Source organism: Neobacillus ginsengisoli (assembly GCF_030813055.1).
Genome location: NZ_JAUSTW010000001.1, coordinates 262,476 through 275,142, shown reverse-complemented (window position 1 = coordinate 275,142; position 12,667 = coordinate 262,476). Strand labels below are relative to the sequence as shown.

The following is a 12,667-nucleotide window of genomic DNA, read 5'->3' as shown; positions in this document are numbered from 1 at the left end:
ATGCAAGCAGCAGCTCAATGTTTACGCTGATGCAAATTCATGGATGCTTTTTCTATGCACTGTACTCCATTCTATCATAAAATTTTAGGGTGTATGAAGAAAAACAAAAAACCAGGCTGATGTAAAATCAGCCTGATTTTTTGTTTGGTTACTTTAATTTTCTTGCATTTCCTTTTTGGAATAGTGCTTAAATGTTTCTAAAACTTCAACATAACGATCCTTTGTTTTAATCGGAATTCCTTCGAGCAATTCTTCTTGTTTTTTGCTTTCCAGTTTCTTAATATCTAGTTGAAAAAAGGATTGAATTATTCTTGAACGATCTGGTCTTCCATTAAATATCGTTAACACACCTTCATCCGTAATTCCAAAATACCCATTAGACTTAAGCAACGGCGAAATATCATCGATTTTCTTTCTAAAAACCATTTTTGATTCATTAATATCCGTCAGCTGCCACTGATCATACTTGGCCCAAAAATTTTCCAGTGACCAGCAAGTCTCTTGAACAACCTCTTGACTGATTTCTCCATCTAAATACATTCTCTCTAATAAAACAGTAATGTGCAGAGGTTCCGTCTTTTGCAGGTTGTGATGGTTATCCTGTTGGGCGGCGGAGCCATTCAAAAGCATTCCCGGGGCTCTTCCTATTAACATAAAGAGTAAACATGTAAGTACTGTTAAACAATACCGAGACAATGCTATCCAATTGAACCTCATGCATAATCACCTCTTATGGTTAAAAATCGATCAAATCTTACATTCATAGTTTAGCCTTTTTTTGCCTTTTTATCCTAACTGGATTAGATTGAAAGAATCCTATTAAGTTTTAACCGGGAACACCGCGTAAATTGGTTGGAATTCAGTTAATTTTTTCAGGTATTCCGCAACCCATTTCTTTTTTTACCGGCAAATTAAAAAGGGCACAGCCCGAAAGCCCTGCCCCTAATAAATTGGAAGATTTTACTTTGCTCCTTGAAGATCAAAGTTGATGTTACGGTCTCGGCTAAACGTACCCTCGTCTATAATTACAGATACAGCTTTCCCATTAACGTAGGGCTTAACCGCTGCTTGGACGGCTTTTTTCGTTTCTTTTTCCCGTTTATTATCGACCAAGTCAATCGATATTAACACTGAATTCCCATAGATAACGGAATGGACATCCTGAACGTTTTTAACCGATTCCGCTTTTTTTCTGATTTTATCTGATACTTTTTTGTTAGACCCGTAATCATTAACATAGCCGGTATTGGCTATATTTTGATTTAAATGATCATGATAATTCACGTCACTGGTGCTAAAGCGATTATCACGTTGAAAAAAATTCCGGTCATAGCTTGCGAGCGGTTTCGTTGGGTTTGGAGGATTTCCATTTTTGTCTCTTGTCTGCAAAAGCCTTCGATTTTGATCCCTTTGGTATTTGCCCTCTGCCCCAAGATTATGGTCCATCATTTCTGTTAATGGGCCATCATTGTCATTGAAGCCCGTATAGGTTCCAGTCGGATGTTTTTCATTTGAGTAGTATCCCATTGGACGTGCAGGATTTTTATTATTTGTATTGACATCGGCCCGATTGTAAGAACCACAACCCGCCAGCCCGATTACAATCACAGCTGAAAGAGGAATCATCCACTGCTTCTTGTTCAAGCGAAAAACCCCCTTGGTAACATCCTGAGCACAGTAAAATGCTCTTTAATAGCTTGTTACTTAAAAGGGGATTTCATACTGCCAGAAACGACCAAGGCATCATCAAAGGGTTAGACTTTTCACTTGATCAATGAATTGTTTTCTCAAATAAAATTGATTAATGGTCATATCCATAATCTGCTTTAATTTCGTATGGTCTGTATAGGTTTTTTCCCTTATGATTCGGTTCCACTCCCGAAAAATATCAGCAGGAAACGCTAAAGCATAAAGAAATGCTTTTTCATTTAAAAAGGTTTGGATTTGCTTCATGCGTGATAGCTTTTTCAAAGACCATTCCATATATGGAAGGATTCGATTTACATATTGTAAATAATCTAAAGAATTAGGGCCAATACTAATTAAGTCAAAATCGATTATTTGTAAATTTCCGGCCTTGTCACGCAAAAAATTATGATGTGCCACATCACCATGAAGGATGACAAATGGTTCCTTTAAAAAAAAGAACCGGTTCTTCTCCATCCCCTTCAAAGACCAATTTGCCCAAGATACCATTTCTGAAAGAACGGTTTCGTTTATAAAATACCGTAGAAAGGGTAAATTTTTCAAAAAAATAGCGAATCTTTCATTCCATTTTTCCGGGAGATAGCCATTTGGCAGCAGTGTTCGATATCGTGCCTCAAAGAAGGATGTAACCTGATGAAATTGCTCTAATAATTCCATTCCATCCTGGCGATTTTTTTGAGAATGAAAGGAAAAAGGGTGTTTATTCGGTTCAATGTATTCCATGCAGCCCCAATGCAATCCTTCAAAAAAGAGCTGTTCTTTTACAGGAGGAGTAACAAACAAGTAGGTCTTATAAAATCCTTCTTTTCTAAGCGTGGCCGTAAAAGCCTCTTGAAGTCTGAGCCTGCTATATATGTGATAACCTTTTAGGATATAAGTATTTTTTTCTGTTTTTAGCAAAAAAACCGACTTCCGAATTGGAAAAAACCCAATTATTTTTTCGAAAAATTGTGACCTAAAATAAGAGAGGAGACGATCAAAATAATCATCGTCTCCTTTATGGTTAATTGCCGTATTCATTGCTTTCATCTTGGTAACGCGGCATACTGTACGGTGATTCTCCCGGCCCCATCCCATATGGATTCATAAAAGGAGGCTGGGCCAAAGTTCCCGGTGCCGAATATGGTGCACTATATACCGGCGGAGTCGTTGGTACATTGGCAGGAGGCGGCACTTGATTTGTCATTGGAACTTGATTTGTGATTGGCATTTGAGTTGTGATTGGCATTTGAGTTGGTACAGGTCCGCAACCACAATCACCTAATGCACCTGTTCCTACCGGAAATCCTTGCGGGTACATCTGCTGCATATACGGCATTGGTGCTCCAACCGCGGGCCCGGAAAATTCCGGTGATTCAAATTCTGCTCCCATTACATGTCCGCCCATATGCGGGTAGCCATATGGATATTGCCCGTATGGCGCAGCCATCCCCGGATTGTACCCGGTCACATGGGCAGTAGGGGCATATTCAGCCGGATATGATGGATAGCCCCCAGGTTCCGCTCCCGGGTAACCTGCAGGATAACCGGCCGGCATTGCTCCGGGATAGCCTGTTGGCGCTGCCCCTGGATATCCTCCGGGATAGCCGGTTGGCGCTACCCCTGGGTATCCTCCGGGATAGCCGGTCGGCGCTGCTCCGGGATAGCCTTCAGGGTAAGGATAACTTGTTTGTGCTACTCCCGGCTGGTATCCACCCATCGGATATTGGGCTGCAGGGTCCACATATGGTGTTTGTAATGGTTGTTGTACAACCGGGCTTCCCATAACAGCTCCAGGATTATAACCAGGGTTCATCATTGGCATTTGCGGCATAAACGATGATGACTCATCACCGAAATGCGGCGGAATGTATGATGCACCGGCAACAGCAGGAGCGACTCCGGGAGCTGTTGGCATATAACCCGGTCCTGCAGGTACATACCCGGGTGCAGTCGGCATGTATCCCGGGCCCGCAGGATAAGCGGCACCTGGACCTTGTGGAACTGGCATGAATGGTTCAAATGGCGGGCAAAATCCAGGTCCCGGCATTACCGGTGTAACAGGCACACAATATTGCGGCTGTTCAACCGGCGGCGGTGGCGGTGTCACTATGGGCGCTTCAACCACCGGTACTTCTTTCATCGGAACTTCTTTCTTCGGAACTTCTTTTACTTCAGGAAGTATATTTGCCGGTTTTGGCGGCAGCTGCGGCTGTTGAACAGTCATATTTTGCATGTTCATCGTATAATAATTGTTAATATCAATTTCAGGGACAATTTGTAGAGGCATTTTAGGAGTATAAGGTACTTTTGGTGCTTCTTTTACTATTGGTACTTCCTTTATTGGCATTTCTTTTTTTGGTGCTTCGACAATTGGCATTTCTTTTGGCTTCTCTTTGGCAAACGGGTGCTCAACAATCGGCATTTCTTTCTTAACTCCTAAATTGATTGCAGCTTCCGGTTTAGTTCCCATTGGTGTTTCTTTCTTTATTGATCCACCAGTTGTTGGGACTTTTACTTTCATACCGGGCATAATCATATCAGGGTTGCTGAGCTGTGAATTCATCTTTTTCAGCTCTTCAAAATTCACGCCGTACTTCTTGGCGATCTTCCAAAGAGTATCCCCTTTCTGTACGATATGGATCTTCACTCTGATTTCCCTCCTATGGCATAAGTCCATATAGTGTATGTGAGAATGGGCAAAGTGCTAACATACTTCACAAAAACTTATGCTATTTTTCGAAAAAATATGAATCTGCTTGTGATGATTAATTTTTTAGCGAAGTCCGCACGTTGAAAATAAAAAAAGATGCAACTGTAAAAAGCTGCATCTACTCATTAATATTCATGAATTTTCCAACATATATTCCAATGCTAATTTTGCATTTTGTGCTATGTCTTCACTTACTTTAATAAGATTGTGACCACTGTTGTCCTCTAGCGTATCCAAACTCCAAACTAAATGGGGCAAATCAATCCGGTTCATGGTTAGACATGGACACATATGCGGATTTAAAGAAATGATATGCTGCTCAGGATGATTTTTTATCAGCCGCTTAACAAGGTTCATTTCGGTACCGACTGCCCAAGAGGACCCGGGTTCAGCCGTTTCAATCGCTTTGATAATATAGCTGGTTGAACCCGCTTCATCCGCTAATTCCACAACCTCACGACGGCATTCCGGATGGACAATGATTTTCATGTCAGGATATTTTTCGCGGGTTTCAATTACATTTTGAACAGTAAAGTTTTCGTGGACCGAGCAATGTCCCTTCCACAAAATAACCTTTATTTCTGAAAAATCACCTTCATATTCCAACATGTTGCTAATTGGATTCCAGATGGCCATTTCTTCTAAAGCAACACCTAAATCAGCCGCGGTATTTCTTCCGAGATGCTGATCTGGCAAGAATAGAATGCGTTCTTTTTTTCCAAATGCCCATTTAACCATCGTTTCGGCATTGGATGAGGTTACCGTCGCTCCGTCCTTTGCACCTACAAAAGCCTTAATGGCAGCAGTAGAATTGACATAGGTTAACGGTAAAATGGTATCGCCAAAAATCTCCTGCAGCTTTTCCCATGCTTTTTCTGTTTGCTGAATATCCGCCATATCAGCCATCGAACAGCCCGCACGCATATCCGGTAAAAATACCTTTTGCTTTTCACTCGTAAGGATATCAGCCGTTTCTGCCATAAAATGAACGCCGCAGAAAACAATAAATTCAGCTTCGGTATTTTCAGCCGATAATTGCGCTAATTTTAAGGAATCTCCTGTTGCATCAGCAAATTGAATGACTTCATCTTTTTGATAATGATGCCCAGGGATAAAGAGTCGCTTGCCTAATCTTTCCTTTACTTCGATTACCCGAGCCTCAAGCTCTTCTCTTGACATCTGCCGGTATCTTTCGGGAATCATCAAATTTGATTGCAAGGAAGCCAAAATGTTCATTTTATTCCTCTCCTTTGTTCCATAAAACTTTCACGCTAATATCCAGTGCTTTATATGAGTGAGTTAAAAAGCCAAGGGAAATATAGTTAACTCCCGTATCTTGATAGTCAGCCAGATTACTTAATTGAATTCCGCCCGAAGCTTCAGTAATAATATGTGTTGGCACCAATTTAATAAATTCCTTGATTTCATCGGGTGTACGATTATCAAACATAATCACATCCGCCCCTGCGTTTACTGCCTCAATCACCTGTTCTTCTGTCTCAACTTCTACTTCAATCTTCACCATATGTCCTGCATTTTGGCGAACGGAGGCAACGGCACTCGCTATTGAACCTGCAAACGAAATATGATTATCTTTAATCATTACTCCATCATACAAGCCAAATCGGTGATTAAAGCCGCCCCCGGAGCGAACCGCATATTTTTCCAACATCCGGAGTCCCGGTGTCGTTTTCCGGGTGTCGCAAATTTTCGTATAGTCGCTGTTCAAGGTGGTTACCGCTTTTTGAGTGAGTGTCGCAATACCGCTCATTCTTTGAACAAGATTAAGGACAACTCTCTCGCCCTTTAACAAGTCGGTGATTTTTCCGGAAACGATAGCCAGCTTTTGTCCGCTTTCAAATCGCTCACCATCTTTTACAAAAACCTTGGTGCTAATTTGATTATTTAACACTTGAAAACCGGTTTTTATGATTTCTTCTCCACAAAAAACTCCGTCCTCTTTTGCTAAAAAAACAATTTCCCCATTGGTATCTTCAGAAAAAATCAAATCTGTGGTGATATCCTGTTCTCCAATATCTTCGATAAAAAAATTCTCAATTTGCGAGCGCAGTTTCAATGTGTTCATTCGTCTTCTCCATTTCCCTGTTATGTTTATGGATGATTGATTTCCTTAACCAATTACGATCATCTTCAAACGGATAATCACTCCTAAAGTGTCCTCCGCGGCTTTCTGTCCGCTGCAGTGCAGATTCTGTGATAAGTTGAGCGATAATCAGCATGAATAGTTTTGTTAACTCTGAAACAGAAAAAGAATCCCATTCGTTTATTTCGTGAACCTTAAATTGCCCAAGCCAGGCTTTCTGTTTTAGGAGAGCCATTTCGCTACGGACAATTCCCACTCTTTCCATCATCAAAGCCTTTAATTGCGCTATATCCGGCAAAATTACGTTATTTTTATTAACAGAAATAGGAACCGGCAAATGTTCAAGATCTAAAGATTTAAACCGGGCTGAATTTATCCATTCCGAAAGCTTTTCCCCTTGATATAATCCTTCTAATAAGGAATTGCTCGCTAACCGGTTTGCACCATGCAAACCAGTGCAGGCTGCTTCACCGATTGCATAAAGTCCGTCAAAGGAAGTTCTCCCGATTAAGTCTGTTTTGATTCCCCCCATTAAAAAATGACATCCCGGCGCAACCGGAAGCCTGCCATCCGCTAAATGAATTCCATTTTCTTCACAAAGAGATGTAATAGATGGGAAACGTTTTTGAAAATTTTCAATTTTACTTATATCTAAAAAGACTTTTTTTCCATTTTTTAAATATTCATAGATTGTTTGCGAAACCACATGCCTGGGAGCAAGGTCTTTATAGGGATGAATTCCTTCCATAATTGGAGTTCCATCTGACGTTACCAGAATGGCACCCTCTCCGCGAACAGCTTCAGAAATTAATCCCTTCGTTTCACCGTTAATATACAAAAGCGTCGGATGAAATTGTATAAATTCCATGTCCATGATTTCAGCGCCGGCTAAATAAGCCATTACAATCCCATCACCGCTTACCGTTTTTGCATTTGAAGTATAGCTGTATAGTTGACCGCAACCGCCAGTTGCAATAATAATATGGGTCCCGTAATGGATTTGAATTGTCCCATCAGGTTTTTTAACCTTTACACCCGAACAGCGATTTTTTTCTTTATTGACGATCAATTCAAAGGCAAAAGTATTTTCTTCAATAATGACATTTTTGCTAAGCCTGCTTATCAGGAATTCCATTAAATTCTTTCCTGTTGCGTCCCCGCCGCCGTGAACAATTCTCTTTTCGCTATGGGCACCTTCCATCCCAAGGAGCAAATCGCCATTTTGATTTTTATCAAAAATATTACCAAGGCTTGAAATATCCTTTATAAGCGATGGGGCTTCATTAATGATTTGCTCAACTACTGCCCTGTCATTTTGGAATCTTCCCGCTTCGAGAGTATCAATAACATGTTTTGAAGGGTGGTCATGAGAGCCGATGGCAGCTGCAATTCCACCTTGAGCCAAATAGGAATTCGCTGTCCTTAAACTTGACTTTGTGAGAATCCTCACATTTAAATCCTTATTTAAGCGGACAGCCAGTTGTAATGCAGCTACTCCACTTCCAATTATTAACACATCACTATTTGTCATATTCCAGCCCCTCCTGGTTTAACAGGTGTCTTGACATCTATATTTACATAGAATTAAACTAAATACAAGTATTTTTTTCGCATTAAAAATATGGGAATTGGAGAAATGTAGAATGATATATTTTGATTTTGCGGCAACAACTCCGTTAGATTCCGATGCAGCTAATGTATATGTTAAAGCAGCAACTGAATATTTTGGAAATTCAAGCAGTCTTCATGACATCGGAGGCCAATCCTTAGCCCTGCTTGAAAATTGCCGGGCAGAATTAGCCGGCCTTTTGGGTATTGATAAAAAAGGACTATTCTTTACAAGCGGAGGTTCTGAGGGAAACTTTTTGGCAATTGAAGCACTGCTATCTGCGCCTAAAAGAAAAGGTAACCATATTTTAATGGGAATGGCGGAACATTCATCCGTTCATGGATCCATTAATAGATTAGAAAATGCCGGCTATTGTGTTACTCGAGTGCCGTTTAATTCTTCAGGTGTGATTGATTACGAAAACCTGGTTAATTTAATAACACCCGAGACGATTCTCGTTTCGATTCAACATGTTAATTCTGAAATCGGGACCATCCAACCAATCGAAAAAATTGCCGGTATATGCAAAGCCAATCATATTCATTTTCATAGCGATTTTGTTCAGTCTTTTGGAAAAATCGATTTAACAAACATTGCGCATCTAGCTAGCAGTTTTTCATTTTCCGGCCATAAAATATATGGTCCAAAAGGAATCGGGGGTCTTTTTATCGACCCGGACATTTCATGGAGCCCTTTTTTCCCGGGCGGGACACATGAAAAAGGTCTCAGGCCCGGCACAATCAACGTCCCTGCCATTGCAGCAATGACGGTGGCAGCACAAAAAATATGTAAACAAATTAACGAGGAAAAAAACAAATATCTCTTACTTCGAAAAGCTTTCATTGAAGCGATCGCCCCAATAAAAGAATGGGTCCATATCTTTCAAGCCGGAGAAAGCTCTCAGCTTCCTCATATTATCGGGATGCGGATTGAAGGTATCGAGGGGCAATGGATGATGTTGGAATGCAATCGGTTAGGCTTCGCGATTTCAACAGGTAGCGCCTGCCAAGTAGGTATGCAAACCCCTTCAAAAGCAATGCAAGCAATGGGATTAGATATCTATGCAGCAAAGGAATTTATCCGCATTTCATTTGGCAGATCAACCACAATGGATGATGTCCTGAAGCTCGGACAAAATATAGTGAGTGTTGTTAAAGAATTTAAGACCACTTCTGTAATTTAAAAATCTTTATTATGCTAGAATAAGAAAACAAGAATGATGATCTAGGGGGATTCCTATGACGGAGCAGAAAAAAATACTGGGAGAGCAAAGGAGGAATTTAATTTTACAACAACTAAAAGAAAGTCCTGTTCCAATTACCGGAAGCGAATTGGCAACGAGAACGAATGTAAGCAGACAAGTGATTGTTGGCGATATTACGCTTCTTAAGGCAAAAAATGAACCGATTATTGCTACGAGCCAAGGCTATATGTATTTGATACAGAATACCGGTGTTCCACTTTTCCAAAGGACGATTGCCTGCTGCCATAGACCTGAAGAAACCGAAAAGGAGCTTTATTTATTAGTCGATCACGGGGTAACGGTGAAGGATGTTAGAATTGAACATGCGGTATATGGAGATTTAATTGCCTCGATAATGGTTTCGAATCGGCAGGAAGTAAAACAATTTATGGAAAACATTCACAAAACAAAAGCCTCATTTTTATCAGAATTAACAGACGGCATTCATCTTCATACTATTTCGGCAGCGAGCGAAAAAACCCTCGATAAAGCACTGGCAGCCCTCAAAGCAGAAGGATTTTTGATGGAAGCATAAAAGGACCCGATTTGGACCGGGTCCTTTTTTATTAATTCAAATCCACAATAAATGAAGGATAGCTTCCTAATAATTTCACGCCGCACCCCAATGCTTCCAGCTCGGCAATCGTGCCTGGGATTAAAACATCATCAAGCTCCATTTCCAAATCAATGATGAAGAAATAATTGCCGATTCCTGTTTTCATCGGCCTTGATTCGATTTTCGACATGTTTAATTTTCTCCAGGCAAAGGCTGATAAAACTTGATGAAGTGCACCCGGATGATTTGACGGAAGTGTAATCATTAAGGTTGTTTTATAACCTCTGGAGCTTACTGACAGAAAATCTACTTTTTGTCCCGATAGGATTAAAAACCGAGTATGGTTATAATCAAAATCGTGTATATCTCTTTGGACGATAGTAAGACCGTATTCATTTGCTGCCAGTTCATTAGCAATCGCAGCCGTTTTCATTTCAGGTTGATCCATCACCATCTGAGCAGCAGCAGCAGTCGAACTCACGCTTTCAAAGGGAATTCCTTTGAACTGAGTATGTAAAAATTTATGGCACTGGGCAATCGCATGTGAATGACTATATACCTTGCTAACATTTTGCCAATCTTCCTTATTCGATGGATGAACCATTAAATGCTGTCGTATCGGGATTGTTATCTCACCAATAATTGGAATTTCAACCTCATGTGTTAAATAATCAAGCGTTATATTGACGGAACCCTCTAGAGCATTTTCTACGGGAACAACCGCCAATTCTACCTGTTTTTCCACGACAGCATCTATGCATTCCGGTATCGTTCGATACGGTTCGAACTCTAATTCCGGAAAAACCCTTTTCACCGCTAATTCTGTGAATGTAGCCTTTGGCCCTAAATAACCGACTTTCATTGCTCTCCCCACTCTCTATCCTCTATAATTACTTAAAAAGAAAAGCTGAGACCAGCCCAGCATTTTGAACATTTCTGTTCTTTATGCACCTGTTCCCAGCACCTCCACTTTTTCGACAAATTCCAGTTTTCTTAATTCGATAAGTAAATCATCAATTTCCATATGGATATCGGATGTATTTAACGAAAGTGTGACGTTCGCTCTTCCTTGTAAAGGAATCGTTTGGTGAATGGTCAGTACATTACATCCAGACGAAGCAACAACACCCAGCAATTTTGACAGTGTCCCTGAGCGGTCTTCCAGATGAAAGAAAAGAGAGACCAATCGTTCCTTTTGAATCGTCGAGAACGGAAAAACTGTATCCCGGTATTTATAAAAGGCACTTCTGCTTAAATCAGCCTGCCGTACGGCTTCCCAAACGGATTCGACCTTACCTCTTTCAAGCATTTCTTTTACTTCAAGCGTTTTTTTCATCGCTTCCGGTAATACATCCTCACGGACCAAGTAAAATTTTCTATCTGTTCTATCCATTTTCATCTCTATACACTACCTCCGGATCCAGTGAAGGCTACTCAATAAATTCAAATTCAAAGTCTAATAATTTAACGATATCCCCGTCTTTTGCACCTCTTTGCCTTAAAGCGTCGTCAACACCAAGCCCGCGGAGCTGCCGTGAAAACCGTCTTACCGATTCTTCTCTTGAGAAGTCTGTCATCTTAAATAATTTCTCAAGTTTTTCACCTGTGATTACATATGAACCGTCCGGGTCTCTGGTAATCGTAAATGCTTCAGGATCAGCCTCATGCTTATAAAGAACCCGATGTACGCCTGTTTCCTCTTCCTCATGTTCAAGCGGGAATTCAGGAGTTTCCTCCAATTTATCCGCTACTGCAAACAATAGCTCACGCAGTCCTTTTCGTGTAACTGCCGAGATTGGAAAAATCGGATAATCCTCTTGAAGCTGCTCTTTAAATTTCAGCAAATTTTCTTCTGCATCTGGCATGTCCATTTTATTTGCGACAATAATCTGCGGACGATCTGTCAAACGCAGGTTATACTCTTTTAATTCTTTATTAATTGTCAAGTAATCCTCAAATGGGTCTCTGCCTTCCGTTGCCGCCATATCAATTACATGGACAATGACTCTTGTCCGCTCGATATGCCGTAAAAATTGATGTCCAAGACCGACGCCCTCGTGAGCCCCTTCAATCAGCCCGGGAAGATCCGCCATAACGAAGCTCCTGCCATCCTCGGTTTCAACCATCCCGAGGTTCGGAACAATCGTAGTAAAATGGTATTCAGCAATTTTCGGCTTTGCTGATGAAACGACGGATAATAAGGTGGATTTGCCAACGCTCGGAAATCCAACAAGACCAACGTCTGCTAGAAGCTTTAATTCAAGAACGACATCACGTTCTTGCCCAGGCTCCCCATTCTCCGCAATCTCTGGAGCAGGATTAGACGGAGTGGCAAATCGAGTATTTCCTCTCCCACCACGGCCGCCTTTTGCAATGACTGCACGCTGGCCATTTTCAACTAAGTCGGCAATGACTTCCTGTGTATTTGCATCAATGACAACCGTTCCAGGCGGCACTTTGACAATCATATCCTTTGAATTTTTTCCATGCATGCCTTTGGACATTCCATGTTCACCACGAGGTGCTTTAAAATGCCGTTGATAACGGAAATCCATCAAAGTACGTAAACCCTCGTTTACTTCGAAAACCACATTGGCACCCTTCCCGCCGTCGCCGCCTGCGGGCCCACCATTCGGAACATATTTTTCACGGCGAAACGCGACCATTCCATTGCCGCCGTCTCCACCTTTTACATATATCTTAACTTGATCGACAAACATTTAATTCCTCCCAGCTGCATTTTTGAACCGATTTCA

12 protein-coding genes are annotated in these 12,667 nt (G+C 41.1%); 2 read left to right on the top strand and 10 right to left on the bottom strand.

Going from position 1 to position 12,667, the window contains the following annotated elements; all coding sequences use genetic code 11:
* Positions 1-153: 153 nt before the first annotated feature.
* From J2S10_RS01410 to nadB, 7 genes are all read right to left on the bottom strand, one after another.
* Positions 154-630 (bottom strand): intercompartmental signaling factor BofC, encoded by a 477-nt coding sequence (locus J2S10_RS01410; RefSeq protein WP_307403909.1) that lies wholly within the window; start codon positions 628-630, stop codon positions 154-156.
* 330 nt (positions 631-960) lie between these two features.
* Complete coding sequence (locus J2S10_RS01405) at positions 961-1,644, bottom strand: YhcN/YlaJ family sporulation lipoprotein (protein ID WP_307403907.1); 684 nt, start codon at positions 1,642-1,644, stop codon at positions 961-963.
* Between the two features lie 102 nt (positions 1,645-1,746).
* Positions 1,747-2,607: a phosphotransferase gene (locus J2S10_RS01400; RefSeq protein ID WP_307403905.1), complete on the bottom strand. Its 861-nt coding sequence runs from the start codon at positions 2,605-2,607 to the stop codon at positions 1,747-1,749.
* A 103-nt stretch (positions 2,608-2,710) separates the two neighbouring features.
* A complete protein-coding gene (safA, locus tag J2S10_RS01395) occupies positions 2,711-4,336 on the bottom strand; it encodes a SafA/ExsA family spore coat assembly protein (protein WP_307403903.1) in 1,626 nt (541 codons plus the stop codon).
* 195 nt (positions 4,337-4,531) lie between these two features.
* Complete coding sequence (gene nadA / locus J2S10_RS01390; RefSeq protein ID WP_307403901.1) at positions 4,532-5,635, bottom strand: quinolinate synthase NadA; 1,104 nt, start codon at positions 5,633-5,635, stop codon at positions 4,532-4,534.
* 1 nt (position 5,636) lies between these two features.
* A complete protein-coding gene (nadC, locus tag J2S10_RS01385) occupies positions 5,637-6,485 on the bottom strand; it encodes a carboxylating nicotinate-nucleotide diphosphorylase (RefSeq protein ID WP_307403900.1) in 849 nt (282 codons plus the stop codon).
* Positions 6,454-8,034, bottom strand: a complete 1,581-nt coding sequence (nadB, locus tag J2S10_RS01380; protein WP_307403897.1) for an L-aspartate oxidase — start codon at positions 8,032-8,034, stop codon at positions 6,454-6,456. The genes nadC and nadB overlap by 32 nt, the downstream gene beginning before the upstream one ends.
* A 112-nt stretch (positions 8,035-8,146) precedes the next feature.
* Here nadB and J2S10_RS01375 point away from each other — a divergent pair, with 112 nt between their 5' ends.
* Complete coding sequence (locus J2S10_RS01375; protein ID WP_307403895.1) at positions 8,147-9,295, top strand: IscS subfamily cysteine desulfurase; 1,149 nt, start codon at positions 8,147-8,149, stop codon at positions 9,293-9,295.
* A gap of 55 nt (positions 9,296-9,350) precedes the next feature.
* Positions 9,351-9,890 carry a transcription repressor NadR gene (locus tag J2S10_RS01370; protein ID WP_307403893.1) on the top strand — a complete coding sequence of 180 codons (540 nt, stop codon included), beginning with the start codon at positions 9,351-9,353 and terminating at the stop codon, positions 9,888-9,890.
* A 31-nt stretch (positions 9,891-9,921) separates the two neighbouring features.
* Here the strand turns inward: J2S10_RS01370 and pheA are convergent, their stop codons facing one another.
* The 3 genes from pheA to obgE form a co-directional block, all read right to left on the bottom strand.
* The gene (pheA, locus tag J2S10_RS01365; RefSeq protein WP_307405111.1) at positions 9,922-10,773 is read right to left on the bottom strand and encodes a prephenate dehydratase; all 852 of its coding nucleotides are present in this window, start codon (positions 10,771-10,773) and stop codon (positions 9,922-9,924) included.
* 81 nt (positions 10,774-10,854) lie between these two features.
* Positions 10,855-11,310, bottom strand: a complete 456-nt coding sequence (locus J2S10_RS01360; protein WP_307403891.1) for an ACT domain-containing protein — start codon at positions 11,308-11,310, stop codon at positions 10,855-10,857.
* 31 nt (positions 11,311-11,341) lie between these two features.
* Positions 11,342-12,631, bottom strand: a complete 1,290-nt coding sequence (gene obgE / locus J2S10_RS01355; RefSeq protein ID WP_307403889.1) for a GTPase ObgE — start codon at positions 12,629-12,631, stop codon at positions 11,342-11,344.
* Positions 12,632-12,667 lie beyond the last annotated feature (36 nt).

Coding starts and splice junctions, on each gene's coding strand:
- nadA (WP_307403901.1), bottom strand. CDS start 5,635: ATGAACATTTTGGCTTCCTTGCAATCAAATTTGATGATTCCCGAAAGA.
- J2S10_RS01375 (WP_307403895.1), top strand. CDS start 8,147: ATGATATATTTTGATTTTGCGGCAACAACTCCGTTAGATTCCGATGCA.
- J2S10_RS01370 (WP_307403893.1), top strand. CDS start 9,351: ATGACGGAGCAGAAAAAAATACTGGGAGAGCAAAGGAGGAATTTAATT.
- pheA (WP_307405111.1), bottom strand. CDS start 10,773: ATGAAAGTCGGTTATTTAGGGCCAAAGGCTACATTCACAGAATTAGCG.
- obgE (WP_307403889.1), bottom strand. CDS start 12,631: ATGTTTGTCGATCAAGTTAAGATATATGTAAAAGGTGGAGACGGCGGC.
- nadB (WP_307403897.1), bottom strand. CDS start 8,034: ATGACAAATAGTGATGTGTTAATAATTGGAAGTGGAGTAGCTGCATTA.
- J2S10_RS01410 (WP_307403909.1), bottom strand. CDS start 630: ATGCTTTTGAATGGCTCCGCCGCCCAACAGGATAACCATCACAACCTG.
- nadC (WP_307403900.1), bottom strand. CDS start 6,485: ATGAACACATTGAAACTGCGCTCGCAAATTGAGAATTTTTTTATCGAA.
- J2S10_RS01360 (WP_307403891.1), bottom strand. CDS start 11,310: ATGAAAATGGATAGAACAGATAGAAAATTTTACTTGGTCCGTGAGGAT.